Origin of the sequence: Ilumatobacter sp., assembly GCF_030065885.1 — a bacterium.
GTDB lineage: Bacteria > Actinomycetota > Acidimicrobiia > Acidimicrobiales > Ilumatobacteraceae > Ilumatobacter.
This window is the reverse complement of sequence record NZ_JASJCS010000012.1, coordinates 26,227-51,204: the sequence shown is the minus strand read 5'-3', so window position 1 is coordinate 51,204 and position 24,978 is coordinate 26,227. Positions and strand designations below refer to the sequence as shown.

Sequence of the window (24,978 nt, the reverse complement as noted above, 5' to 3'; positions counted from 1 at the left end):
CGCCGTCACCGTGGTCGGTGACGCCGTCACCGATGTGGGAGTCACGCCGTGACCGTCATCGTCACCCCGTCGGGCCAGGTGTGCGGGGCCACGATCACGGGCGTCGACCTGACCGCACCGCTCGACGCCGCCGACGTCGCCGCGATCCGCGCCGCGTGGCTCGAGCACCACGTGCTCGCGTTCCCGCGGCAGGCGATGAGCGACGACGACCTCGAACGCTTCACGCTGGCGTTCGGTCCGTTCGGCGACGATCCGTTCATCGCGCCGATCGCCGGACGCGAGCACGTGATCGAGATCCGCCGCAACGCCGGCGAGACGGCGCCGCTGTTCGCCGAGAACTGGCACTCCGACTGGAGCTTCCAGGCCCGGCCGCCGCAGGGCACGTGCCTCTTCGGCGTCGCGATCCCTCCGCACGGCGGCGACACGCTGTTCGCCGATCAGCACGCCGCGCTCGATGCCATGCCAGCCGACCTGTGTGGGCGCCTCGAGGGGCAGCTCGCGGTGCACTCGGCTCGTGGTGGCTACGCGCCGAGCGGCATGTACGGCGACGTCGATCAGCAGACCGACCGCAGCATGGACATCCGCCCGAGCGAGTCGGCGATGGCGACGCAGCTCCACCCGATCATTCGCGACCATCCCGAGACCGGGCGGGCCGGCGTGTTCGGGTGCATCGGCTACATCATCGGCATCGACGGCATGCCCGACGAGCAGGCGCGTGAGTTGCTGTTCGAGCTGTATCAGTGGCAGACCCGCGACGAGTTCGTCCACCGGCACGAGTGGGAGCCCGACATGCTCGTCATGTGGGACAACCGGTCGGTGCTCCACAAGGCGACCGGCGGCTACGACGGCCACGAGCGCGTGCTGCACCGCACCACGATCGGCGCCGGCTGAACGATCGGGCTGCTCGGCCGGGTGCCCCGGCCCGCTGGGTCGGAGGGTGTCGTCGATCGCACGGCGCCTGGAGGGACCGGAGCGATCGCGGTAGCGTCGCATCTGTCCGTGGAGTTGTGGAGGTGCACTCATGACGAAGAAGCGTTTGATCCTCGTGCTGATCCTGCTCGGAGCAGTCGCGGCGTGCGCGAAGCAGGCCAAATCGAAGCGAGAGTCCGAGTGGCACGGGCTGAGCGAGAGCGAGGCGCGCGCCAAGCTCGACGCCAAGCTGCCGGGCAAGATCCCCGCCGAGAAGCGGAGCGAGATCTCCGACAAGGTGGTTGCCAAGATGCGCCAGCGGGGCGTCCTGAGCGAGGAGCTCGACGTTCCCGACGACGCGAGCAGCATCGCCGACGACGCCGACGAGCTCGCTCAGCACTGACCGATAGCTACGAGTTGTGCCTGGGAGCCCCAGCCGCGAGGCGGGGCGACCCAATCGTTGCGGTGCACGGAGTTGCCTGCGAAGCAAGGCGACGAGCAAGCCGCTCGCCGCGCACGGCGTACCTCTCCGCTGAAACCCCCTGGCACATCTCGTAGCTGTTGCGCTCAGGCGGTGTCGCCCGGGCGGACGAGGCCGGTCTGATACGCAAGCACCACGAGCTGGGCGCGGTCCCGGACGCCGGCCTTCATCATCGCCCGGTTGAGGTGCGTCTTGACGGTGAGCGGCGACAGGAACGCCCGCTCGGCGATCTCGTCGTTGGTGAGGCCGAGCGCTGCCAGGGCCGTCATCTCCCGCTCGCGCTCGGTGAGCGCGTCGAGTGCCGTCGTGTCGAGGTTGCCGGGTCCGGAGGTCGCAAACCGTGCGAGGAGGGCCTTGGTGGCGGCCGGCGAGAGGAGCGCGTCGCCGGCGGCGACGGTGCGGATCGCGTCGAGCAGCTCGGTCGGCCCGACGCCCTTGCCGAGGAAGCCGCTGGCGCCTGCCTGCACCGCCTGGATGACGTACTCGTCGAGCTCGAACGTCGTCAGCACGATGACCTTCACGCCGGCGAGGTCGTCGTCGGCGCAGATCGCACGGGTCGCGGCGAGACCGTCCATGCCCGGCATCCGGATGTCCATGAGCACGATGTCGGCGCGTTCGGAACGCAACACCTCGATTGCTGCCTCGCCGTCGCCCGCTTCGCCCACGACCGTCAGGTCGGGTTCGCCGTCGATCAGCACGCGGAAGCCGGCACGGATCAACGCCTGGTCGTCGGCCAGGACGACGCGGATCGGTTCGGGCCCGTCCGGCGCGGTCACGTCGACCCCTGCGCCGGGATCACGGCCGTCACCGAGAACCTCCGGTGCGTGCGGTCGTCGTCGATGTCGAGCGAGCCGCCGACCGCCTCCAGCCGCTCGCGCATCCCGAGCAGACCCAGGCCACTGCCGTCGCCGGCCCGGGACCCGACGGGGTTGGTCACGACGATCTCGAGTGCGTCGTCGCCGAATCGCTGAGCGACCGTGGCCGAACCGTCGCCGTACTTGTGCGCATTCGTGAGCGCCTCCTGGACGACGCGGTACCCGGCGAGCTGGGCCGTCGGGCTGAGCGGACGCGGTGAACCCGTCGTCTCGAAGCCGACCTCGAGACCGCTGGCCGCGAACGAGGAGACGAGGTCGCCGATCGCGGACAGGTCGGGCGTCGGTTCGGTCGGATCGTCCGCTTCGTCGGACGCTCGCAGGACGCTCAGCAGCTCGCCGAGCTCGGTGACCACGGTCGCGGCGGCGTTCCGCACGATGCCGAGCGCATCGGCCGCGGCGTCGGGGTCGGATCGAACGACGTGGCTCGCCACACCGGCTTGCACGTTGACGACGGCGATGTGGTGGGCGACCAGGTCGTGCACGTCGCGGGCGATCCGCAGCCGCTCCTCGACCACCCGCCTGCGGGCTTCGAGCTCGCGGGTCTCCTCGGCGCGGCGGGCCCGTTCGTGGGCGGCGGCGATGTTCTCGCGAGTCGTCCGCACCGCAGTGCCGGCTGCGACCGCGAACGCGGGCCAGGCGATCGCAGCGAGGCCGGCACCGGCGATCTCGCCGCGATCGATGAGCGCAATGACGAGCACTGCGAACACCAGCGTGGTCGCGGCACCGGCCGCGATCGCCACCTTCCAGTGGAAGCGGGTCGCCACGGTGTAGAGCGCAACCAGCACGACCGGCATGATCAGCGACGGCCGGTCCGACGCGGCGATCGCCACCACGGTGGCGGCAACGGCGACGGTCAGTGTGGCGAGGGGGAACCGCCGGCGCGACAACAGCGCCAGAACGGCGGCGGCGCCTCCGAACCAGTCGACCCAGCCGTAGCTGTCGATGTCGTCGGTGAACGGGCGGACGATGAACGCCACGACGATGACCGCGACGAAGACGGTGTCGATCGCCCACGGGGGCACCCGCCACGGCGACAGCCGCACCCCCTCGGGATGCGGCTGCTCGCTCATGTGGGCGACGGTAGTGGCGCCGCCGCTTCGCTCCGGCGTCACGACGGCGCCACCGGTGTGCTCGGGCATCATGACGGCGCCGGCGCCGGGTCGCTCACGCATCCCTGCGGCGGAGCGAGATCGCAGCTGCTCCGACGATGGCGGCGACCCAGGCGAGCAGGACGGCCAGGCCCCAGCCAGCGGACAACAGCTCGCTATTGGTCGACACTCCTCGCAGCGCTGAACCGGCGTTGCTCGGCAGGATCTTGCCGACCGGGTCGGCGATCGAGTCCGGGAGCAGGTTCACGAGGATCGGGGCGATCATCAGCGTCGTCACGACGGCGCCGGCGCCGGCAGCGGTGCTCCGCAGGAGGAAGCCGAGGCCGATGCCCATCACGCCGATGCAGGCGGCGTAGAATGCGGTGCCGACGAGCGCCTGGAGCACGCCGTCGTCGACGAGCGTGAGAGCTTCGCCGCTGAACACCGCTTGGCCGGCGAGGAACGCCAGCGTCGCGGCCACCAGCGTCACGACGAATGCCGAGGCGCCGTACACGCCGATCTTCGCTGCGAGGACCCGAAGACGACTGGGAGCGGCGGCGAACCACGTCCGGACGAGGCCGGTCTGGTACTCGCCGGCGACCAGTGCGACACCCAGGATGGCGACGACGAGCTGGCTCATCTCGAACCCGCCGAGGCTGAGCGACAGGGCGTCGTTGCCGAGGCGTTGGGGTCCGTCGTCACTGCCCGCGAGCGATGCGAACAGGGCTCCGAGCCCGATCGCGGCGGCGGCCGATCCGAGGAGGGCGACGAGGTTCGAGCGGACCGATCTGAACTTGAGCCACTCGGACGACGTCACCCGCCGCAACGTCACCCGGTGGGACACATCGGTGTCGCTGCGGACGGCGGTGGCGAGCGCGCTTCCCGCCTCCTCGTCGGGCGTCGTGGGGATCGTGGTGCTGGTGCTGGTGCTGGTGCTGGTGGTGGTGATGGTGCTCATGTCGTCTCGCTTGTCGTTCCGGCCCTCGTGGGCTGCAGTCGGGTGGTGGATGGTTCGATGGGGCGTGCTCGTGTCGATGGTGGTCATCACGCCGCCTCCCGGTGGACGGAGTGGGCGCTGTACTCGACGGCGTCGGCGGTCAGATCCATGAACGTCTGCTCCAGCGTGCTGCGACGATTGGTGAGCTCGGAGAGTGCGATCGCGTGGTCGGCGGCGATGCGGCCGATCTCGCCGCTCGACAGGCCGACCACGGTCAACCCGGGCTCGGCGGTGGTCGTGATCGAGACACCGTCCCGGGACATCAGATCTCGGAGCTTGGCGTCGTCGTCGCTGCGCACCGACACGCTCGCCTCCGGCGCCATCGCCTCGAGCTCGGCGGCGGTGACATCGGCGATCATGCGCCCGCGCCCGATGATCACGAAGTGGTCGGCGGTCAGCGCCATCTCGCTCATCAGGTGCGACGACACGAACACGGTCCGTCCCTCGGCGGCGAGGTCCTTCAGGAGGTGGCGGATCCACAGGACGCCCTCGGGGTCGAGGCCGTTCACGGGCTCGTCGAGCATCACCGTCGCCGGATCGCCGAGCAGCGCTGAGGCGATGCCGAGCCGCTGGGCCATCCCGAGCGAGAACCCGCCGGCGAGCCGGTCGGCGACATCGGTGAGGCCCACGATGTCGAGCACCTCGTCGACCCGCCGGTTCGAGATGCCCGTGGTCGCCGCCAGGGCCCGGAGGTGGTTGCGGGCAGTGCGCTTCGGGTGGACGGCTTTCGCCTCGAGCAGCGCACCGAGCTCGGTGAGCGGGGCGGTGTGCTGGTCGAGGCGGCGACCGTTCAGGGTGGCGGTGCCGTGCGTCGGCTGGTCGAGGCCGAGGACCATCCGCATCGTCGTTGACTTGCCGGCGCCGTTCGGGCCGAGGAAGCCGGTGACGATGCCCGGGCGGACGGTGAAGGAGAGGTCGTCGACGGCGGTCGTGGTGCCGTAGCGCTTGGTGAGGTTGGTGACTTCGATCATGCTCCCATGATCCGAAGTCGCGCCGTCGTCGCACATCGTCCCGGCGCAGGTTCCGCGCCTACTGCGCCCGCAGTAGACGTGCCGCTCGTCGTGCCGAGGCGTAGGTCGCGGTTCCCGCTCCTTCACGTTGTGTCTGACACAACGTGAAACTGGGGGTCAGCGGATCGCCTTGCCGTCGGCGGCGACGACGAACCACTTGTCGCCGGAGCCCTGGCCGGTGACGTCGCCGGGCTCACTGTCGCCGGCGAAGTAGTAGAGCGGCCAGATGCCGATCTTGAGCTGCATGCCGCCGTCGGGGTGCTCGACGGTGCTCAGCAGGGCCGGGTCGATGCCCTCGCCGGCGGCGAGCTCGCTGCCAGCCTCGATGAGCAGCGGCGGCCACGTGCCGGCGCAGTCGCCAGTGCAGGTCGGGTTGCCGGCCTCGTCCGGGGTGAACAGGTACAGCGAGATCCCGTTGGCGTCGGTGACGATCGGGCCGAGCTCGCTGTCGCCGAGCTGGATCATCGGCGCAACGACCTCGCCGGCCTGCTCGTCGGAGATCTGCTCGTCGGCGGTCTCGCCCTGCTCGGCGTCGGCCGGCGGTGCGCCGTCCTCGATGATGCGGCCACCCAGGTCGACGGCGAACCAGACGTCGCCCGAGCCGTGGCCGGTGATGTCGCCGGGCTTGGCGTCGGCGGCGAAGAGATAGAGGGGGAACTTGCCGGCCACGAGCTGGTGGTTGCCGTCCTCGCGCACGGTCGTCGCGAAGATGCCGCTGTCGAGGCCGGGGCTGACGATGAAGTCGGGGTCGACGATGATCGGTGGCCACGCCTCGGCGCAGGTGCCGTAGCAGGTGCTCACGGCGTCGACGTCGTTGGTGAACGCGTAGAGGGTCTGGCCGTCTGCGTCGGCGAGGACGTCGCCGAGCTCGGTCTGGCTGATCTTGACGACGGCATCGCGCGGCGCCTCGGCGGCCGGGGCTGCGGGCTCGACCGGAGCGGCGGTCGCCGCAGGCGCCGGCGCAGCGACGGTGGTCGTCGTCTCGGCCGCCTCGACCGGTGCCGAGATCGGTGCCGGATCGTCGCCGCAGGCGCTGAGGGCGACCGCAGCGGCGGTGAGCCCGGCGAGTGTCACGACCCGCTTGGGGGCGCGCGGGGTGAAGGTGGTGTTCATGTGGGTCCTCCTCAGGATGGGTTGTGCGGAACGGCGGCGAGTCGCCTCACCGCCGGATGGGGTGTGGTCAGGTGACGACGAGCGAGCTCGTCATCGAGGGGTGGATCGTGCAGAAGAAGTCGAACGTGCCCGCGGTCGTGGGCACGACGAACGTGGTCTCGGTGCCACCGTCGAGGAACACGTCGAACGAGCCGTCGCGGGCGGTCACCGTGTGCGGTGCCGAGTCGGTGTTGACGATGCGGACCGTCGACCCGGCCGGCACCGACGGCGTGTCGAAGGCGAAGCCGCTGATCGTGATCGTCGGGACCTCTGCGGCATCGGTCGGCGCCGCTTCCGCCGGGCCGCCGGCCGTGCCGGGCCCGGCCGCCGGCGCAGCATGTGCTGCGTGGCCGGCGGGGGCCGGTCGGTCGGGCGCGGCGGTCAGGGCGCCGGCGGTGAACGCAGCTGCGAGCGCGCAGATCGAGAGGGTCGGGGTGAGGATGCGCATGAGAGCTCCGTGGGTCAGACGCCGGGGAACCCGACGTTGGTGAAGAACCAGAGGGATGACGTGAGCCAGAGGCCCGTGAGGATCGCGACGAGGCAACCGCCGACGACGGGCAGCGTCCAGCTCGGGAGGCGATCGACCCGCAGCACGAGCATCTTCGTCGTGAAGGCGCCGTAGAACGCGCAGCCGAGGATGCTGTGCACGAGCACCCGCGGCGTCGTGTCCTGGAACCCGAGGGCCCAGAGGCAGTGGTACGCGACGGGCAGCGTCAGCAAGAAGGCGGCGGTGCCCGACCAGCGATGCAGGCGCCTCGCATCCAACGAGGCGGCCGGGAACCAGGTGGGCATCGTGCCGGGGAACGGCAGCCGCCCCCACATCCGCAGCGCGGTCGCGAGCTGGACGAGCACGAGCGCGAAGGCACCCGTCGTGAACCACGCCTTCATCGGCAGTACGGCCGGGAATCCGAAGGTCGCCATGCCCTGTCCCGTGGGCGTGTGCACCCGGCCGTACGTGCCGATGGCGAGTGCAACGAAGCCGCCGGCGCCCGCCGCGAGGACGAGGGGAGTCACTCGAGTGCGCCCGACCTGCTGGTCGTTCGGGGTGATCGTTGCAGTCACGCCCACCAGTACGGCGCGCCGCGCGGTCCGGTTCGCGATTTCTCGCGATCGGGTACTCAGGTACCCGGTGACGCGATGTCGAGCCACGAGCAGATGCCGGGCCGGCACGCACTGTCCGAGGGCGGATTCGGGTCCATCGGGAGGGCGGTCGACGTGCGGATCCCGGCAGTGTCGGGGGAGCCGGCTGGGCGCGCGGTGGGGGCCTTGGTGTGGATTGGGCTTCTCGGGCCCTATGCAGTCGTGCGAGTGGGCGCGAGAATGGTGACTGGATCGCTGAAGGAGGATCGGCCATGCCCGGCGAGACCGGCCGCCGCGCAGCTCGACCAGTGCGGCACGGGGCTGGATCGCTGGTGGTGCCGTGGTGCTCCGGTCGCAGTACGGGCGCCGCGACGGTGTTCGAGGATGTGTCCCGATCATCGGCTCGACGACCTACGTGCGACGCCGGACCGGGACGGACCATGCCGGCGCCGTCGCATCCATCCGCAGCGAGTGGGGATCGGGCGCAGTCCGTGGCGTCACCGAGACGTCGGGCGCGCCCCTCAGGAGAGGAGGGAGACAGTGAAGACGATCTCATCTGAGCCCCGAGCAAGTTCGGGGTCGGAACGAGACATGGGCGAGGAGTACTGGCGGATCTACTACGACGATGCAACGCTCGCGCGCGGCGATCAGCTGCGCGAGGTGCACTCGGTTCGGTCCGGCGGAGCGTCCATCCACGTGGATGTGTATCCGCAGTCCGATCCTGGCGCTCCGGTGGTCATCTTCAATCACGGCGCAGCCGGCTACTGCCGGATCTTCGTGAGACTGGGGTTGACGTACTTCGACCGGGGCTACACGGTGGTCCTGCCCGACCAGATCGGACAGGGGCTGTCCGGTGGCCGCCCAGGGGACTACACGGTCGTCGAGGCCACACAGAGCATCGTCGACGTGGCGCGCTGGGCCGAGTCCCGTTGGGACGGACCGGTGTTCATGGGCGGCGGAAGCATCGGCGGCGGCCTCACGTACTACGCAGCGGCAGCCGGCGCGCCGGTCAGGGCGATCGCCTGCCTGAACCTGGTCGATTTCTCGACCGTCGACTCGTGGGACTTCTCGAAGCTGGCGCCGCTGGCCAAGGTGCGGGGCACGGCACACATCTCGCGTGCCTTCATGTGGTTGCTGACCCCCCTGCACCGCGTGCGGTTCCCCTTCTCCTGGGTCGGTCGGTTCGACAAGCTCATGGACCGCCGCGATCCCGACTTCCAGGCGCTCTGGGACGCCGATCCAGTGCCTCCCCGGAAGATCGCCATCAGGTACTTCGCGAGCTGCTCGACCACACCGCCGGCGGTTCCCCTCGAGCAGAACCGGATTCCCACGCTGGTCATCAACCAGGCGCGGGACGAGATGGTGGATCCGAGACTGACTCGGCGCAACTACGACCGGCTCGGGGGACCCAAGGAGTATCTCGAGGTCCCCTTCGGGCACTGGTCCAGCGACCCCAAGTTCTGGAACGAGATCGTCGAGGCCTCCGACCGGTGGTTCCGCGAACACCAGGACGAGGAGCGCGCCGTCGCCTGAGTGACCGACGGGTCGGGGTCGAGGGATGGAGGACCTCGAGGGTCCACTGCGTGGCCCGGTCTCGGTCAGGCAGGGCATCGAGCCGCGGCTCGTGGCCGCCGGCGGCTCCCGGGCGGCCCCGGCGATCCGCTGGGGCACGTAGCCTCACCTCGTGGCTCTGGACGAGACCGTTCGAGTACCGCTGGGTGACACGACGATGCGGGCCTCGCTCGCGCTCCCCGAGCACGCCGGAGTCGGCGAAGCTGGTGCGTGGCCCGCAGTGATCGTGGTCCACGAGCTGCTGGGTCTCAACGACGACGTCCGTCGCATCACGCGGCGCTTCGCCGACGCAGGGTATGCGGCCCTGGCCCCCGACCTGTTCGATGGCCTCGGCCCCAAGCCGATCTGCATCATGCGCACCATCCGGGCCTACTCCCACGGTGGAGGACGCGCCCTCGCAGCCCTGGAAGCCGCCCGCTCGTCACTGAGCGAACGCTCCGACGTCGACGGCTCGCGGATCGGCGTCGCCGGCTTCTGCATGGGTGGCGGGTTCGCGCTCCTCCTCGGGAGACACCCAGAGGTCGGCGCTGCCGCGGCCTTCTACGGAGACGTGCCCGACGACGTCGAGGGCATCTGCCCGGTGGTGAGCGGCTACGGCGGTCGGGACCGTGTCTTCGGTGGCAACGGCAGCCGACTGGCGGGTCGCCTCGATGAGCTCGGTGTCGACCACGACATCGTCACCTACCCCGACGCGGGTCACAGCTTCATGAGCCACCACCGAGGCGTGACGGCGGCGCTGGCGTCGCTGAGCCCGCTTCGTGGGGGCCACGACGAGGCTGCCGCCGAAGACAGCTGGACGCGGATGCTCGCCTTCTTCGCCGAGCATCTCGCCGCGAGCAAGTGAGTCGCGATCCGCGATCGGGCGCGGCGTCCTGGACCCAGCGCACCGGGGTGCCACACGGCGCTCGACCACCCGTGGATCGCGTCGTCAGCTGGGTTCGGGGACTGCCTGGATCTCGTCGCGCTCTTGGACTGCGACGCCGACGAGCACGAGGGCGATGCCGGCGAGATCCAAGCCGCTGGGACGCTGGTCGAGCGCGATCCACCCGATGATCACGGCGGTCACGGGGAGCGCGGCGAGGAGCACGCTGAAGCGGCGAATCGGGACTCGTCGGAGCACGTACTGGTCGATGCCGTAGCCGATCGCGTTCGAGAAGACGCCGGTGGCGCAGCACAGCAACAGCAGCGTGGGGGAGAGCCACACCGGCCCGCTCCAGGGTGCGCCGACGGGCGTGAGGAACAGCGTGCCGATCGCCAACCCGACGCCGAGGCCGGCCACCCCGTCGCGGACCTGCGCCACGCGAGAGCCGACGACGATGTACGCCGCCCAGAGCGCGGACGAGATCAGGATGAACACCACACCGAGCGCGTTGTCGCCGAGCTCGACGCCGCCGAGCGTCACGACGCCCGTCACGGCCAGCATCAAGGCGACGGCGTTGCGTGCGTTTCGCGTCGTTGCAGCCGCGACCGCGATCGGTCCGAGGAACTCGATGGCCACGCTCTTGCCGAGGTCGACGCGATCGATCGCGAGGTAGAAGAACAGGTTCATCGACGCGGTGGCGACGCCGAAGATCGCGGCGCCGATCAGGTCGCGGCGCGTCCAGTTCCGATGGAAGCCCGGCGAGATCGCCAGCAGTGCGACCGATGCTCCGATCACGCGGAACCACGCGACGGTCTGCGGTTCGACGTCGTCGAAGACGGTGACCGCGATCGCCGCGCCGATGTACTGCGAGATCGCAGAGAGGACGAACAGCGCCTCTGGCGGCGCCGTCGCCAGGGTGCGTTCGACGCGGCTGCGCGGCATCGCACCAAGTCGGCGTTCGCGGGTCACGGCCCGATTCTTGCCCGCCTGCGTTCGGCGGTCGGTGCTCGCCGGCTCGCGGAGGCAATCGCAGATGCTCATGTGGCCGGTTGATCGCGTCGCGCCGCGGAGGTGGGCGAGCGTCGAAGCGGAGCGGAGATGGCGAGCTCGGGAGGTGGAGCCGATCCGGCTGTGCCGGTCGGCGAACACCCGAAAGAGATCCCAGTGCTGGACTGGTTGATGCCGCGAGCGCCGCGACGGCGGTGCTTACGGTCGGTGACCGTGCCGAGGTCTGACTCGAAAGAGATCCCGACGCCACCAGCACGCTGGCGGCTGTCTTCCGTTTGAAGTGTCGACCCCGGCGCGGTCACCGAGAACCGTGCTGACTTGATGAGAGCGTCGATCACTCGACTGGGATGTGTCGCACGGTTCCTCCCACCAACGTAGAACCTGGAGGCAACCACCCATGACGGCAACGAACATCGTCGGCATCGACCCACACCGCAAGACATTCACCGCCACCCTGCTCGACGCAAGCGGCGGCGAGATCGACCACGCCCACTTCACCAACAACCGCGCCGGCCACGCGGAGGTGTTGGTGTGGGCAACCGAGCACGGCACCGTCGAGCGGTGGGGCATCGAAGGCGCCAGCGGGCTCGGCCGGCCACTCGCGGAGTTCCTCGTCGCCGCCGGCGGTGATGTGCGCGAGGTGCCACCGCACAAGACGTCGCTACGCCGACGCGGCCGCCACGAGGGCAAGACCGACCGGCTCGACTCACATCGCATCGCTGCGGAGACCCAGACCAACCCGCGTCTCGCCCGAGCGTTCAAGCACGCCCAGCCCGCTCAGCCGGACCCGGTTCGTGATCGAATCGCCTTGTGGCACAACGCCCGCACGTCGTTGCGCAAGATCCGCGTTCAACTCCTCGGCGAAGTCGACGCGCTCGTTCACGAGCTCCCCGAAGAGCTCCGGTCACAGCTCCCCGCCAAGAAGACAATCCGCGCTCGCGTCACCTCGCTCGACCGACTCGATGCATCCGAGGTCACCGACAAGACCGTGCTGTTGCGGCTCCGGCTGATCGAGCATCGGGTCGCCATGTTGCGCGATGTCCTCGAGCAAGACCGCATCGCCGCCCGCGAGCTCGCCGAGCTCGTCGCCCAGACCAAGTCGACCCTCACGGACCTGGTCGGCATCGCGCCTCGTGCCGCGGCGGAGATCATCGTTGAAGTCGGTGACATCCGCCGCTTCACCGCGGCCGGCTTCGCCCGCTTCAACGGCACCGCACCGATCCCGGCCAGCTCCGCCGAAGGCGACGGCGAACCCGTCCGGCACCGACTCTGCCGAGGCGGCAACCGGCGCCTCAACGCCGCGATCCATCGCGTCGCCGTCACCCAACTCCGCTACGAACCACGCGCCCGGGAGATCTACGACAACGCCCGCGCCAACGGCCACACCCGCCGAGAAGCGATGCGCGTCCTCAAGCGGAACCTGTCCAACGCGATCTACCGAACCATGGCCAGAGACACCCGACAGCCGTCGCTCTTGACATGAGAGCTTCAGTCGAACAGCTCGGGGTCGGTACGGCAGATCTCCTGCCAGATCGGCTGGTAGGAGAACCAGCCGGCCGCATGGAAGCCGGTCTGCTCGGCGGTGTACTTCGCGTACTCGTGGCGGATCTCGATCGGGTCGCCGGCGGCCATCGCCATCAGCTGCGCCTGGCAGGACCGCTCCATGCTGATGAACCAGAACGCCGCCTCGTCGACCGTCTCGCCGACGGTGAACAGACCGTGGTTCTGGTGGATCGCCGCCTTGCCGGTCGTGAACTTCGAGGCGAACTCCTTGCCGGCGTCGACCTCGAACACCACGGCGCCGCCCTGCTCGGCGATGACCGTGTGGTCCTCGTAGAAGATGCACGAGTCCTGGGTCAGCGGGGCGAGCGGGATGCCGAGCGAGCTGAACGCCTTGCCGTGCACCGAGTGCGAGTGCGCGGCCGCAACGACGTCGGGTCGCGCCTCGTGGATGGCGGAGTGGAGCACGAAGGCGGCCCGGTTCACATGGCTGCTGCCGTACACGACGTTGCCGTCGTGGTCGACGAGGATCAGGTCGGACGACGTGATGTGGCGGAAGCTCATCCCGAACGGGTTCACCCAGAAGTACTCGGGGTACTCGGGGTCGCGGACCGTGATGTGGCCGGCGACGCCTTCGCCGAACCCGAACTTGCCGAAGACGCGCAGCGCGCCGGCCAGCTTGGCCTTGCGATGGGTGCGCTCCTCCTCGACGGTGTCGAACGTCTCGGGCAGCGGCATCGACAGCTCGGTCTTCGGCGTGAGCGGCACGCCGTCGATGCTGCGGGTCGCGGTCGTCTGGTCGTCGGTCATCGCCATGCAACGATCGTATCGACCGGTCCATCAGCGGTGCTCCACGGACCGGCTGCCGACCGGCGGCGTAGTCTCGGACCGACCGACGAGCATCGCGGAGGGGATCCGATGACCGGCAAGCTGTTCGAGTTCCGCGACTACCACTACGACGGAGACCTCGGCGAGTACCGCGCGTGGTGGGAGGAGGCGCTGCCGGTCCTGAGCGAGTGGTTCGACATCGTGGGTGTCTGGACCGACCGCGGTGAACCACCTCGGATCACCGGTGCCTCGCCGATGGAGTTGCCACTCGGTTCGGCCAATGTCACGTGGGTGATCCGTTGGGACGATCTGGAGCAGCGCGAGGAGACGTGGGATCGGTTGCGCGAGGCGGCGGAGTGGACGGCACTGGCCGAACGCCACCCTGGCTGGGACCGCTACCTCCACATGTCGGTCCGGTTCCTCGATGAGGTCGGCTGATGCGGTCGGCCGAGGGGGACGAGTCGTCGCGCCCGTCGGGGCGCAGACCGGGCGCTCGGGGTCAGTCCTTCCGCAGCCCAAGTTGGGCGACGATGTCTTCGTAGATCGCTTCCTTCGAGCGCGTGGCGTCGACGTTGAGGATGAACTCCTTGCGTTCGAAGAGCGCGAGCACCGGCGACGTCTTCTCGTGGTACTCGGCGAGCCGCTGCGCCAGGGCTTCGGGGTTGTCGTCCGCTCGGGCCACCAGCTTGCCGCCGCACACGTCACACGTGTCCTCGATCTCGGGTCGGTGGGCCATCAGGTTGTAGTCGAGGCCGCACTGCGAGCAGAGGCGGCGGGCGAGCACCCGGCGTTCGACCTCCGAGTCGGGCATGTCGAGGTTGATGACGCCGTCGATGTCGTATCGCTCGAGGAAGAACTCCGCCTGCGACGCGTTGCGCGGGAAGCCGTCGATGATGAACCCGTAGTTCCAGTCGTGCTGCTCGAGCCGGTCGCGCACCACTGCATCGACCATGTCGTCCTCGACGAGCTTCCCGGCGTCCATCACGCGCTTCACCTGCGCGCCCATCTTCGTGTGGTGCTGCACGTTCCAGCGGAAGATGTCCCCGACGCTGATGTGCTCGAGCTCGTACTCGGCGGCGAGCCGGGTGGCCTGCGTGCCCTTCCCGCTGCCCTGGACTCCCATGATCACGTACTTGCGCATCGACGCCATCGTCTCACAAGGCGAGGTCGCGCTGATCGGGCCGAAGTGCCCATCTTGGGCGAGTCGTTCGCGCCCGCGCGAGACTCGGATCGTGAACCGCGAGATCAAGCCCGGGGGCATCGCGCCGCCCGCCGCCAACTACGCCCACGCCGTCCTCTCGGAAGGACGGTCACGATGGCTCCACACGTCCGGTGTGGTGCCGATCCGGACGAACGGCGAGGTGCCCGACGCGATCGGCGAGCAGGCCGAGGTGGTCTGGGGCAACATCGAGGCGATGCTCGTGCAGGCCGCCATGGAGCCGACCGACATCGTCAGCGTCACCACCTACGTCGTGGCCGGCGAGGACCTGGCCCCGGTGATGGCGACCCGCGACGCGTTCCTGGGCAACCACCGGGCGGCCTCAACGCTCGTCACGGTGCCAGCGCTCGTCCGCCCGGAGTGGAAGGTCGAGATCGCCGTCGTCGCGTCAGCGGCGTAGACCATCCCACAGGCGTACGCTGGCCGCATGGCTGACGACGTGCGCCGGACCGACTCCGGCATCGAGATCGATCCGCTGTACACCGCCGATTCGCTGGCGGGTTGGGACGCGGCCGAGCGGTTGGGCCTGCCGGGCGAGCCGCCCTTCACGCGCGGCGTGTACCCGTCGATGTACCGCGGCCGCCTCTGGACGATGCGCCAGTACTCGGGCTTCGGCGACGCCGCATCGACCAACGAGCGGTTCCACTTCCTGTTGAACGCGGGCCAGACCGGCCTGTCGTGTGCGTTCGACCTGCCGACCCAGATGGGCTACGACTCCGATCACCCGCGGGCCGAGGGCGAGGTCGGCAAGGTCGGCGTCGCGATCGACTCGCTCGACGACATGCGGACGCTGCTGAAGGGCGTGCCGCTCGAGCAGGTCACGACGTCGATGACGATCAACTCGACGGCGGCGATCCTGCTCCTCATGTACGAACTGGTCGCCGAGGAGCAGGGCGTCGACCCGGCGACGATCTCCGGCACGATCCAGAACGACCTGCTCAAGGAGTACATCGCCCGCGGCACGTACATCTACCCACCGCGGCAATCGATGCGCATCATCACCGACATCTTCGAGTACTGCTCGAAGCAGATCCCGCGGTGGAACACGATCTCGATCTCGGGCTACCACATCCGCGAGGCCGGGTCGACCGCAGCGCAGGAGATCGCGTTCACGCTCGCCAACGCCATCGCGTACGTGCAGGCCGCCGTCGACGCCGGGCTCGACGTCGACGACTTCGGCCCGCGCCTGTCGTTCTTCTTCAACGGCTACAACCACTTCTTCGAGGAGGTCGCCAAGTTCCGGGCCAGCCGCCGCATGTGGCATCGGATCATGACCGAGCGGTTCGGGGCGACGAACCCGAAGTCGGCGATGCTGCGCTTCCACACCCAGACCGGCGGCTCGACGCTGACGGCGCAGCAGCCGGTCAACAACGTGGTCCGCGTCGCCGTGCAGGCGCTGGCGGCGGTGATGGGCGGCACCCAGTCGCTGCACACCAACGGCTACGACGAGGCGTTGTCGCTGCCGACCGAGGAGGCGGCACGGCTCGCGCTGCGCACGCAGCAGGTGATCGGCTACGAGTCGGGCGTCACCGACACGCCGGACCCGCTGGCCGGCTCGTACCTGGTCGAGTCGCTGACCGACGACGTCGAGCGGATGGCGTGGGAGTACATCGAGCGCATCGACGAGCTCGGCGGCGCGGTCGCTGCGATCGAGCAGGGCTACCAGATGGACGAGATCGAGCAGGCGGCCTACGAGTACACCAAGTCGATCGACGACCACGAGCGGGTCATCGTCGGCCTCAACGAGTTCACCGTCGACGACGAGCCCGAACCCGACGTCTTCCCGATCGACCCGACGATCGAGGGCGCGCAACAGGCCCGGCTCGCGGCGTTCAAGGCGAACCGCGACGGGGCCGACGTGGCAGCGAGGCTCGACGACGTGCGTGCCGCGGCTCGCGGCGACGGGAACCTGCTGTACCCGATGAAGGAAGCCCTCCGAGCCAATGCGACGCTCGGCGAGGTGAGCGACGCCCTCCGAGACGTCTTCGGCCTGTACCAACCGTGACCGGGATGAGCTGGCTCGAGCCGTATGCCGATGTCGAGTGCTGCGACATCATCACGACCGGGCGGCGCAGCGGGCAGCCGCACGAGATCGAGATCTGGTTCGGGGTGCTCGACGGCACGATGTACCTGATCTCGGGCAACGGGCCGACCGCCGACTGGTACCGCAACCTGCTCGCCCACCCCGACGTGACGGTCAAGCTGGCCGGGGACGAGCTGGTCGGTCGCGCCCGCGACATCACCGACCCGGCCGAACGCCGGCTGTGCGGCGACCTGATGGGCGCCAAGTACCGCTGGGGCGGCGACCCGGACATCGGGCTCACCTATGACGCGTGGTGCTACGAGGTGCCGGCGATCGCGATCGAGTTCTGACGGGGTCGTCGCTGCGCGGGCGTCAGCCGAGCGGCTTGCGTGCCGTGAAGCAGTAGCCGCTCACCGCGAACGTCCTGGCGTTCGCCTCACCGCTGGCACCGCCGAACGTGTCGACGGGCTCGCCGATCTGCACGTCGACGAAGCCGATGCTCTCGATCAGTTCCTGCCAGCCTGCACACGGCAGGCCACCGGCGATTCAACCGGTCCAGAGGTCGATCTCACGACGGGCCGCCTCGGGCACGTCGTTGCCGTTGGCGATGTCGGCGAACTGGAGCACGCCGCCGGGCTCGAGTACGCGCCAGGCCTCGCGGAACGCCGCGTGCTTGTCGGGGCAGAGGTTGATCACGCCGTTCGAGATCACCACATCGGCCCACTCGTCCTCGACCGGCAAGTCCTCGAGGAAGCCCTTGCGGAACTCGACGTTGTCGACGCCGACCACGGTGGTCGCGGCGCGTGACTTCTCGAGCATCTCGTCGGTCATGTCGACCCCGACGACCCGACCCTCGGGGCCGACGGCGTGGGCAGCGAGGAAGGAGTCGAAGCCGGCCCCCGAGCCGAGGTCGACGACGTGCTCACCGGGCTCCAGCGAACGCAGCTCGAACGGGTTCGCCACACCGGCGAACGACTCGACGGCGACGCCGGGCAGCACGTCGACGGCGTCCATGTCGTAGCGGCAGCGCTCGGCCACGACCCGGCCCGTGTGGAAGTGGAACGTCGCGGTCGGGTCGAGTGCCACCGCCGCGTACTTGGCCTGCACTTCGAGCCGCAGTTCGCCACGGTCGACCGGGCTCTCGTCGCCGGCCGACCCCCCGAAGTGGCGTGGTTCGTTGGTCGTCGTGTCGCTCATTCGACCAGCATGAACGAGCCCCGGCACGAAGTCTTGGAGAAATCGTGGAGATCGGCGGCCTGCCATCAGGCCGCCGTAGGATCCCATCGATGGATGCACCACGCCGGGTGACACCCGGGCGTCTCCGGCGGTTGACCGAGGAGCTGCTCGAAGAGCAGATCGGCGTGATCGAGCGGTCCTCGATGCCCGACGTGCTCGTCGACGAGATCGACTACGCCCTGCGCCCGCCCCGCCACGAGCGCAGGGTGCCGAGCTACGGGTCGTTCGTGTTGCCCGAGCAGCCTGTCGAGTCGTGGAGCGAGCGAACCGGGCTCGACGTCGTCACCAGCGCCACCACCGACGCGGTGGACGACGAGGTCCGCCGCTACGCCGATGGCCTGGTCAGCTGGACGATCCGGACCGCGTCCGGCGTCGATTCGCTCGTCGTGTTCGACCGCCCCGCAGGGTCGGAACGCGACCTCGTCGTGCTGGCCGACGTCAGCCACGCGATGGTCGTGCAGCGCCATCCGAGTGGCGAGATCCGGCTGGCGGGCTCGTTCGGCGTGGCGCGTTGGGACGGGCTCGGCTGGCACGTCGAGCCGCCGGTCGACACGTGGCTGCCGTGGGCGACGTGCGGGCTCGGCGATGTCGGCACGGAGGCGCTCGATCAGCTGATGCGGTTCGCGGTGCACGACCTCGGCTCGCGAGGCGTCGGGGCGCTGCTGGTGTTCGCGCCCTCCGACGATCGCGCCAGCGCTCGCGAGCGGCGCCTTCCACATCCACCGCCCCTGCGGATCGGGCGGCCGACCGACCTCGGGCCGCTTCGTCACGTGCTCACCCAGGTCGACGGGGCGGCGCTGTTCGACTCGGCGGGCGAGCTGTCCGAGCTCGGCGTTCGGCTGGTGCCGTCGGCATCGGCCGAGTCCGCGATCGGAGCCCTCGGCGGCACCCGCCACACGTCCGGTCGCCGCTACAGCTACGACGACCCCGACGCGGTCGTGATCGTGGTGAGCGAGAGCGGCCCGGTGACCGTCTTCCGGCGCGGCGACGTCGTCGGCCACTCTCCCGACGCCGACTGACCCCGGTCGAACCCGGGCCGGCGGCCCGCCGGCCGGCGGTCGTGACCGTCGGCTCTTTGCCTCGGGCGGTCAGTTGAGGCAGAGTCAATGTATGACGACCCTCAGTGATCTCTACCGGCAGCGCGGGCCCTTCGGATCGGTCGTGGTCCGAATGCCCAGCGCAGCGTCCGACGCGGCGCACCGGATGGAGATCCGATGGAAGAACGCACGCCGCGATCTCGAGGCGGGCGGCGCCTCGGAATCGATGCTCGGCCGCTTCGACGGCCTGACCGCGGAGCTCGAGCACGGCCAGGGCGAGGGGCTCGCCGCCATCATCAGCGATGACGCAGAGCCACTCGTCGAGTTCCTGCTCGACGACCCGGCCCGCAACACCAGCTGGTTGGCCGAGATCCCGACGGTGACGCCGATCATCGAGTCACGTCAGCGTGCGATCCCGCACGTGGTCGTCTTCATCGATCGTTCAGGCGCCGACATCGTCGCCGTCGCGGCCGGCTCGATCGAGGACTACGTCGTGATCGAGGGCGAGGTGACCCACATCCATCGCGGTCACCAGGGCGGCTGGTCGCAACGCCGGTTCCAGCAGCGCGCCGAGAACCTCTGGGACGCGAACGCCCACGAGGTCGCGGACGCCGTGACCGAGCTCGCCCGACGGGTCGGGGCGCGGCTCATCAGCGTGTCCGGGGACGTGCGCGCCGTCGGCTTCCTCACCGATCGCCTGCCCGGTGACGTCAAGGACGACGTCGTCGTCGTCGCCGAGGGCGCACCCAGCGCCGTCTGGGAGGCGACCGACCGGGCGGTCGAGGATCTGGTCCAGCGCGAGTCCGACGCGCTCGTCGACGCGGTGGCCGATCGGCGGTCGCACCGATCGGCCACGACGAACGTGCGCGATGTGATGCGGGCGCTCGGCGAGGGTCGCGTCGAGACGCTGCTCGTGCACGACGACCGCTCCGACGGCCTCGACGCGTGGTTCGGGCCCGGCCTCGACCCGATGTGCTCGCTGCACCACAGCCGCGAGGATCTCCGCAAGGGTCGCCTGGTCGACGTCTGCGTCCGGAGCGCGCTCCTCACCGATGCTCGCGTCCGCGTCGTGCCGTCCGAGCCGTCGGGCGAAGGCCCGATCGCTGCCCTCCTCCGCTGGTAGCCGAGCGCGCCCGAAGCGAGTCCTCCGACGGCCGCGACGACCGGCGGATCAGCTGTCGATGTGGCGGACGCTCACGGGCGGGCGTTCGGGCGCCTCGACCGTTGAGCTGGGGTAGCCGAGGTAGATCACGCCGACGATCCGATCGCCGGCGTCGAAGCCGCACAGCTCGATCGCCCGCCGCGAGTCCATCAGCGGGGCCGTCGACCAGAACGACGCAAGCCCGAGCGCGGTCGCGCCGAGCAGCAGGTTCTGGATGCCGGCCGCCACCGCGTCGCGGTTCTCCTCGTGGAACGTGGGGTGCTCGTTCGCTGCGCACCCGACCACCACGACGGCCGGTGTGCGGGCGTACTTGCCGAGCGTCTTCAGGTGCTTGCCCTGATCGCCGACGCCGCGCTCGCACATGTCGTCGACGAACGCCTCGCCGAGCCGGATGCGTCCGTCACCGGTGAACGAGGCGAAGCGCCACGGCCACGTCCTCTTGTGGTTCGGCGCCCACGTCGCCAGTTCGCACAGACGCTCGATCGTCTCGGGCCCGACCTCACGGTCGCGGTCGACGAGCATGTGCGTGCGCCGCGAACGGGCGAGCGTGGAGAAGTCGTCGAACGTCACGACGTCAGCATGTCAGGCGGTCGCCCAGACCAGCACCTCGGCCCCGTCATCGCCCGCGGTGAACGACAGGCCGTTCGTGTCGGTCAGGCGGACGGCATCGCCCGTCGACAGCGGCCCACCGCCGTCGATCGAGCCCGACCCGCGGGCGATGAAGACGTGCGTGTGCCGGTCGTCGGGCACGTCGACCGTCTCGCCGGCCGTCAGGCGCCCGCCCCACAGGACGGCGTCACGCTGGTGGATCGAGATCGCGGCGTCGTGGCCCTTGCCCGAGGCGATCGGGACGAGGCCTCCGGCCCTGAGCTCGGCGCCGATGTCGAGCTGCTCGTAGCCGGGGTCGATGCCGGTGGTATCGGGGTGGACCCACATCTGCATGAAGTGGACGTCGGTCGTGGAGCTCGGGTTGCGCTCGCTGTGGAAGATGCCGGTGCCTGCCGACATGCGCTGCGCGAGGCCCGGGTAGATCACCCCGTGGTTGCCCTCGGAGTCGCGATGCTCGAGCTCGCCCGAGAGCACCCAGGTGACGATCTCCATGTCGCGGTGGGGGTGGGTCCCGAAGCCTGTGCCGGCCCGCACGACGTCGTCGTTGTTGACGATCAGCAGGCCGTGGCCGGTGTTCTCGGGGTCGAAGTGCGGTCCGAAGCTGAAGGAGTGCTTGGAGTCGAGCCAGTCGATCTTGGTGGTGAACCGCTCGTCGGCTCGGCGAACGTCGATCGTGTCGTACATGACTCACTCAACGCTTGTGCGCGCAAGGATATTCCTGCGACCTAGGGTTGTGTCGTGGTCGATGTGGTCTTCGCCAAGGCGTTCCGGCGCCATGTCGAGTGCCCTGACGCCGTGGTCGACGCCGGTACCGTCGGCGATGCGCTCGCCGCATACTTCGAGGCTCATCCGACGGTGCGCTCGTACGTGCTCGACGACGTCGGATCCGTTCGCCGTCACGTCGCCGTCTTCCGCAACGACGATCAGATCGCCGATCGATCTGCATTGACCGACCCGATCGCCGACGGCGATCGCATCCATGTGTTCCAGGCACTCTCGGGAGGCTGATCGATGTCGAACACAGCGCTCATCGGCACGCGCAAGGGGCTCTTCACGCTGACCGCCGGCGGCGGCCGCTTCGAGTTGTCCGAGCCGGCGTTCCTCGGTGCCCGCGTGACCCATGCGGTCGCCGACCCTCGCGACGGCGCGCTCTACGCGTCGCTCGACCACGGCCACTTCGGCACCCACCTCCACCGCAGTGACGACGGTGGTGCGACGTGGCCCGAGATCGCCGCCCCGGAGTATCCGCCCAAGCCGGCAGGTGTCGTGCACCTCAACCCGATGTCACAGCAGGAGATCGAGTGGACGACCCAGCTCGCCTGGGTGATCGAGCCGGGTCACCCCGACGAGCCGGGCGTGCTCTGGTGCGGCACGATTCCCGGTGGTCTGTTCCGATCCGACGACCGGGGCGACTCGTGGCAGCTCGTCGAACCGTTGTGGAACCTGCCGGCCCGCGACAAGTGGTTCGGCGGCGGCTACGACGACCCGGGCATCCATTCGATCGTGATCGACCCGCGTGGACCCGGCCGGCTGATCGTCGGCGTGTCCTGTGGCGGTGCGTGGCGGACCGACGACGGCGGAGCGACGTGGGCCGTCGCCGCGCAGGGCATGCGGGCCAACTTCGTGCCGCCCGAGCTGGCCGACGATCCCGACACGCAGGACCCGCACTGCATCGTCCGCTGCGCCGCGTCGCCGGACGTGCTGTGGACGCAGCACCACTGCGGCATCTGGCGGACGGTCGACGACGGCGACTCGTGGACGGAGATCCCCGAGGCGGATCCCTCGACCTTCGGGTTCGCGGTCGCCGTCCACCCGCAGGACCCCGACACCGCGTGGTTCGTGCCGGCGATCGGCGACGAGGTGCGGGTCCCGGTCGACGGCCGGTTCGTGGTCACCCGGACCCGCGACGGCGGCGAGACGTTCGACGTGCTCTCCGACGGGCTGCCGCAGCAGCACGCGTTCGACCTCGTCTACCGGCACGGGCTCGACATCGACGCGACCGGCGAGCGGCTGCTGATGGGTTCGACCACCGGCTCGCTCTGGTGGACCGGCGACGGCGGCGATCGGTGGGAGTTGGTCACCGCCAACCTCCCGCCGATCCACTCCGTCCGCTTCGTCTGAAGCCCGCCCCTGCACAACGTCGCGAGTTGTGTCTGACACAACTCGCGACGTCGGTCAGGGGGCGGAGACCGACCTCGTGTCGTTCGAGATCATTCCTCGGCTGTGTCGGGGAGTTCGGGGACCTCGGTCGCGCTGATCCAGGCGGTGAAGAACTGGTCGAGGTCCTGTCCGGAGATCTCCTCGGCGACGGCCTGGAGGTCGTCGACCGTCACCGCGCTGTGCAGGTTCCGTTGGATGAACTCGCGCACGGTGGTGAAGAACGCGTCGTCGCCGACCTCCAACCTGAGGGCGTGGTAGAACAGCGCCGCCCGGTCGTAGGCGACCTCGTCGAACAGCTCGTCGATCGACTCGATGCCGTCGAGGGGGCGGGTCGCCGCGGGCACGCGGCCGTCCAGCTTTCGAGTCGTGACGTCGGCATCGACGTCGTCGCTCTGCGACTCGGCCCAGAGATCTGGGGCGTACCGTGCGAGCCCCAGGAACAACCAATCGGATCCCTCGGCGTCGGTGCTGACCGCGTTGCCGGCCCACTGGAACGCCACCAGCTGGAGCATCTGCTGGGCCGAGTTGGAGTCGGGCGTCACGATCCGCATCGGGGCCGAGTACGCAGTCGCCCGGAAATCGCCGTCGAGGCCGGAGACGCCGAGCCGCTCGTACGGGAACGGCCCGAACAGCGACTCCAGGTAGGCGAGTGCGTCGAGGACCTGCCGTTCGAGTCGTTCGGCGTTCGGCGAGCCGGGAATCACCGAGACCTCGACCGGGACCTTCCAGTCGACCAGGTTCGTCTCGAACTCCGCCACCGCGAAGGTCGCGTCGGAGACTTCGATGCCCGTGTCCCATGTCACGGTGCCGGATTCGTTCTCCTCGATCGGAATGCCGCTGGCCGTTGCGGTGAAGCCATCGGGCACGTCGAAGCGCATGATGTAGCGCGCCGGCGGGGCGTCCACGTCCTCGTCGATCGGCGTCCAGGTTGCAGCGGATCCCGGAAGACCGAACTCGTGGACCTGCTTGCCCGGAACGACGTCCCATCCCCTGGAGGAGGTGCCGCCCGGTTGGTACGCGGCCGGCTCGGCGGCATAGGCCACTTCGATCACGAACTCGCTCCCGGCCGGGAGCGGCTCGCTCATGGTGATGACGAGCTCCGGTTCGGTCACGGAGAACTCGGCGGACGCACCGTCGACGGTGACCGACTCGATCTGCAGCTCCCGCGCGTCGAGCGAGAACCGTTGCAGATCCTGCGTCGCGGTGGCCGTGATCGTCGCCACACCTGACAGCGACGTCAGGTCATCGGACAACGCCAGGTCCCAGTCGTAGACCGACACCTCGTAGCCGCCGTTCCCGCTCTCGGGGAAGAATCGGGAAGCGCCGCCCGTGGCACCGACCAACGACGCGTCGATGTCGGGAGTGGTCACTGGTTCGGGGACGTCGGCGGGCTGTTCGACGTCGTCGCGGTTGACGAGGGCGATGGCGCCGACGAGCAGCGCGACGACTGCGGCTGCGGCCGCGACCAGGGGCCAGCGGCGGATGGGTGGGCGGGTGTTCTCGACGAGCATGATGATCTCCGTTTCCGTGTCGGGTTCCCGGGTGGCGATCCGCTGTTGGATCGATGCCCAGGCATCGGGGGATGGAGTTGCTCGATCGGCGATCACGGGGAAGTCGCGGTCGAGGTCTTCGTCGAACCGACTCATGGCGTGAGCTCCTTCCGCATCGCTGCCAGTGCCCGCCGCAGGTGCGAACGCACCGTGGCGGACGGCTGCTCGGTGATCCGTGCGATCTCAGAGGCCCGGTAGCCGCCGTAGTACTTGAGCACCACGGCGATGCGTTGATGTTCGGGAAGCGTGTGGAGTACGTCCCACAGCGACTCGGCCGACGGTGTGAGGTCGTCCGGTGGCGCTGGTGGGCGTTCCCGCATCAGCCGTCGTCGTCGAATCAGTGATCGGCACCGACCCACCACGATGGTGCGGAGGTAGGCGCCGGGCTGACGAACCGGGGTGTCCGGATCGTCGAGTCGGAACGAGATGTCCACGAAGGACTCCTGGACGACCTCTTCGGCTTCGGCGTTGTTCCCGATGAGCGTGAATGCGAGTCGCACCATGCCGGTGTACTCGGCGCGGTACAACGCCTCGAGCGTGGCGGCGGGCCCCTGTCGGACCGCCACGTCCTTGGCGTTGCGCAATCTCTCCATCACCCACTACGTCGCACGAGCACCCGA

The 24,978-nt window shown here is 69.5% G+C and carries 28 protein-coding genes; 13 read left to right on the top strand and 15 right to left on the bottom strand.

What is annotated here, in order from left to right; genetic code table 11:
* Positions 1-48: 48 nt before the first annotated feature.
* Positions 49-891 (top strand): TauD/TfdA family dioxygenase, encoded by an 843-nt coding sequence (locus tag QNJ12_RS05020; RefSeq protein ID WP_300619679.1) that lies wholly within the window; start codon positions 49-51, stop codon positions 889-891.
* Between the two features lie 130 nt (positions 892-1,021).
* Positions 1,022-1,312, top strand: a complete 291-nt coding sequence (locus tag QNJ12_RS05015) for a hypothetical protein (RefSeq protein WP_300619677.1) — start codon at positions 1,022-1,024, stop codon at positions 1,310-1,312.
* A gap of 164 nt (positions 1,313-1,476) precedes the next feature.
* On the opposite strand, the gene QNJ12_RS05010 is transcribed toward QNJ12_RS05015, so the two are convergent.
* From QNJ12_RS05010 to QNJ12_RS04980, 7 genes are all read right to left on the bottom strand, one after another.
* On the bottom strand, positions 1,477-2,166 hold the full coding sequence (locus QNJ12_RS05010) for a response regulator transcription factor (RefSeq protein ID WP_300619675.1): 690 nt from the start codon (positions 2,164-2,166) through the stop codon (positions 1,477-1,479).
* The gene (locus QNJ12_RS05005; RefSeq protein WP_300619672.1) at positions 2,163-3,335 is read right to left on the bottom strand and encodes a histidine kinase; all 1,173 of its coding nucleotides are present in this window, start codon (positions 3,333-3,335) and stop codon (positions 2,163-2,165) included. Before QNJ12_RS05005 ends, QNJ12_RS05010 begins: the two co-directional genes overlap by 4 nt.
* A 94-nt stretch (positions 3,336-3,429) precedes the next feature.
* Positions 3,430-4,311 (bottom strand): hypothetical protein, encoded by an 882-nt coding sequence (locus QNJ12_RS05000; RefSeq protein WP_300619670.1) that lies wholly within the window; start codon positions 4,309-4,311, stop codon positions 3,430-3,432.
* 86 nt (positions 4,312-4,397) lie between these two features.
* Complete coding sequence (locus QNJ12_RS04995; protein WP_300619668.1) at positions 4,398-5,321, bottom strand: ABC transporter ATP-binding protein; 924 nt, start codon at positions 5,319-5,321, stop codon at positions 4,398-4,400.
* 156 nt (positions 5,322-5,477) lie between these two features.
* Positions 5,478-6,473 (bottom strand): hypothetical protein, encoded by a 996-nt coding sequence (locus tag QNJ12_RS04990; protein WP_300619665.1) that lies wholly within the window; start codon positions 6,471-6,473, stop codon positions 5,478-5,480.
* A gap of 67 nt (positions 6,474-6,540) precedes the next feature.
* Positions 6,541-6,960 (bottom strand): cupredoxin domain-containing protein, encoded by a 420-nt coding sequence (locus tag QNJ12_RS04985; protein WP_300619662.1) that lies wholly within the window; start codon positions 6,958-6,960, stop codon positions 6,541-6,543.
* Between the two features lie 14 nt (positions 6,961-6,974).
* Positions 6,975-7,574, bottom strand: coding sequence for a DUF6529 family protein (locus QNJ12_RS04980; RefSeq protein WP_300619659.1), 600 nt, complete (start codon positions 7,572-7,574; stop codon positions 6,975-6,977).
* A gap of 609 nt (positions 7,575-8,183) precedes the next feature.
* On the opposite strand from QNJ12_RS04980, the gene QNJ12_RS04975 reads away from it, so the two are divergent.
* Entirely contained in the window at positions 8,184-9,125 is a 942-nt protein-coding gene (locus QNJ12_RS04975; protein ID WP_300619657.1) for an alpha/beta fold hydrolase, read from the top strand.
* Positions 9,126-9,276: 151 nt separating this feature from the next.
* Positions 9,277-10,008: a dienelactone hydrolase family protein gene (locus QNJ12_RS04970; RefSeq protein WP_300619654.1), complete on the top strand. Its 732-nt coding sequence runs from the start codon at positions 9,277-9,279 to the stop codon at positions 10,006-10,008.
* Positions 10,009-10,092: 84 nt separating this feature from the next.
* On the opposite strand, the gene QNJ12_RS04965 is transcribed toward QNJ12_RS04970, so the two are convergent.
* Positions 10,093-10,995, bottom strand: coding sequence for an EamA family transporter (locus QNJ12_RS04965; RefSeq protein ID WP_300619651.1), 903 nt, complete (start codon positions 10,993-10,995; stop codon positions 10,093-10,095).
* Positions 10,996-11,431: 436 nt separating this feature from the next.
* Between QNJ12_RS04965 and QNJ12_RS04960 the strand changes: the two genes are divergently transcribed.
* Positions 11,432-12,517: a transposase gene (locus QNJ12_RS04960; protein ID WP_300619648.1), complete on the top strand. Its 1,086-nt coding sequence runs from the start codon at positions 11,432-11,434 to the stop codon at positions 12,515-12,517.
* Positions 12,518-12,522: 5 nt separating this feature from the next.
* Here the strand turns inward: QNJ12_RS04960 and QNJ12_RS04955 are convergent, their stop codons facing one another.
* Positions 12,523-13,350 (bottom strand): class II aldolase/adducin family protein, encoded by an 828-nt coding sequence (locus QNJ12_RS04955; protein WP_300619645.1) that lies wholly within the window; start codon positions 13,348-13,350, stop codon positions 12,523-12,525.
* Positions 13,351-13,452: 102 nt separating this feature from the next.
* On the opposite strand from QNJ12_RS04955, the gene QNJ12_RS04950 reads away from it, so the two are divergent.
* Positions 13,453-13,800 carry a hypothetical protein gene (locus QNJ12_RS04950; RefSeq protein ID WP_300619642.1) on the top strand — a complete coding sequence of 116 codons (348 nt, stop codon included), beginning with the start codon at positions 13,453-13,455 and terminating at the stop codon, positions 13,798-13,800.
* 61 nt (positions 13,801-13,861) lie between these two features.
* On the opposite strand, the gene QNJ12_RS04945 is transcribed toward QNJ12_RS04950, so the two are convergent.
* On the bottom strand, positions 13,862-14,503 hold the full coding sequence (locus QNJ12_RS04945; protein ID WP_300619640.1) for a nucleoside monophosphate kinase: 642 nt from the start codon (positions 14,501-14,503) through the stop codon (positions 13,862-13,864).
* A gap of 91 nt (positions 14,504-14,594) precedes the next feature.
* Between QNJ12_RS04945 and QNJ12_RS04940 the strand changes: the two genes are divergently transcribed.
* Genes QNJ12_RS04940 through QNJ12_RS04930 form a run of 3 tightly spaced genes read left to right on the top strand, consistent with a single transcriptional unit; the run spans position 14,595 to position 16,954 of the window.
* Positions 14,595-14,981: a RidA family protein gene (locus tag QNJ12_RS04940; protein ID WP_300619637.1), complete on the top strand. Its 387-nt coding sequence runs from the start codon at positions 14,595-14,597 to the stop codon at positions 14,979-14,981.
* Positions 14,982-15,008: 27 nt separating this feature from the next.
* On the top strand, positions 15,009-16,586 hold the full coding sequence (locus QNJ12_RS04935) for a methylmalonyl-CoA mutase (RefSeq protein WP_300619634.1): 1,578 nt from the start codon (positions 15,009-15,011) through the stop codon (positions 16,584-16,586).
* 5 nt (positions 16,587-16,591) lie between these two features.
* A complete protein-coding gene (locus tag QNJ12_RS04930; RefSeq protein ID WP_300619631.1) occupies positions 16,592-16,954 on the top strand; it encodes a nitroreductase family deazaflavin-dependent oxidoreductase in 363 nt (120 codons plus the stop codon).
* A gap of 196 nt (positions 16,955-17,150) precedes the next feature.
* Here the strand turns inward: QNJ12_RS04930 and QNJ12_RS04925 are convergent, their stop codons facing one another.
* A complete protein-coding gene (locus QNJ12_RS04925) occupies positions 17,151-17,801 on the bottom strand; it encodes a methyltransferase domain-containing protein (RefSeq protein ID WP_300619629.1) in 651 nt (216 codons plus the stop codon).
* An 89-nt stretch (positions 17,802-17,890) separates the two neighbouring features.
* Here QNJ12_RS04925 and QNJ12_RS04920 point away from each other — a divergent pair, with 89 nt between their 5' ends.
* Together QNJ12_RS04920 and QNJ12_RS04915 are read left to right on the top strand one after the other, a co-directional pair.
* Positions 17,891-18,859, top strand: coding sequence for a diadenylate cyclase (locus QNJ12_RS04920; protein ID WP_300619626.1), 969 nt, complete (start codon positions 17,891-17,893; stop codon positions 18,857-18,859).
* A gap of 91 nt (positions 18,860-18,950) precedes the next feature.
* A complete protein-coding gene (locus QNJ12_RS04915; RefSeq protein ID WP_300619623.1) occupies positions 18,951-20,000 on the top strand; it encodes a Vms1/Ankzf1 family peptidyl-tRNA hydrolase in 1,050 nt (349 codons plus the stop codon).
* Positions 20,001-20,048: 48 nt separating this feature from the next.
* On the opposite strand, the gene QNJ12_RS04910 is transcribed toward QNJ12_RS04915, so the two are convergent.
* The gene (locus tag QNJ12_RS04910; protein WP_300619621.1) at positions 20,049-20,609 is read right to left on the bottom strand and encodes a nitroreductase; all 561 of its coding nucleotides are present in this window, start codon (positions 20,607-20,609) and stop codon (positions 20,049-20,051) included.
* A 12-nt stretch (positions 20,610-20,621) separates the two neighbouring features.
* Positions 20,622-21,332 (bottom strand): pirin family protein, encoded by a 711-nt coding sequence (locus QNJ12_RS04905; protein ID WP_300619618.1) that lies wholly within the window; start codon positions 21,330-21,332, stop codon positions 20,622-20,624.
* 54 nt (positions 21,333-21,386) lie between these two features.
* Here QNJ12_RS04905 and QNJ12_RS04900 point away from each other — a divergent pair, with 54 nt between their 5' ends.
* Together QNJ12_RS04900 and QNJ12_RS04895 are read left to right on the top strand one after the other, a co-directional pair.
* Positions 21,387-21,656: a MoaD/ThiS family protein gene (locus QNJ12_RS04900; RefSeq protein WP_300619615.1), complete on the top strand. Its 270-nt coding sequence runs from the start codon at positions 21,387-21,389 to the stop codon at positions 21,654-21,656.
* A gap of 3 nt (positions 21,657-21,659) precedes the next feature.
* Positions 21,660-22,769, top strand: coding sequence for a sialidase family protein (locus tag QNJ12_RS04895; RefSeq protein ID WP_300619613.1), 1,110 nt, complete (start codon positions 21,660-21,662; stop codon positions 22,767-22,769).
* 89 nt (positions 22,770-22,858) lie between these two features.
* Here QNJ12_RS04895 and QNJ12_RS04890 read toward each other — a convergent pair whose 3' ends face one another.
* Complete coding sequence (locus QNJ12_RS04890; protein ID WP_300619611.1) at positions 22,859-24,454, bottom strand: M1 family aminopeptidase; 1,596 nt, start codon at positions 24,452-24,454, stop codon at positions 22,859-22,861.
* Positions 24,451-24,951: a sigma-70 family RNA polymerase sigma factor gene (locus QNJ12_RS04885; RefSeq protein ID WP_300619608.1), complete on the bottom strand. Its 501-nt coding sequence runs from the start codon at positions 24,949-24,951 to the stop codon at positions 24,451-24,453. The genes QNJ12_RS04890 and QNJ12_RS04885 overlap by 4 nt, the downstream gene beginning before the upstream one ends.
* Between the last annotated feature and the right edge of the window lie 27 nt (positions 24,952-24,978).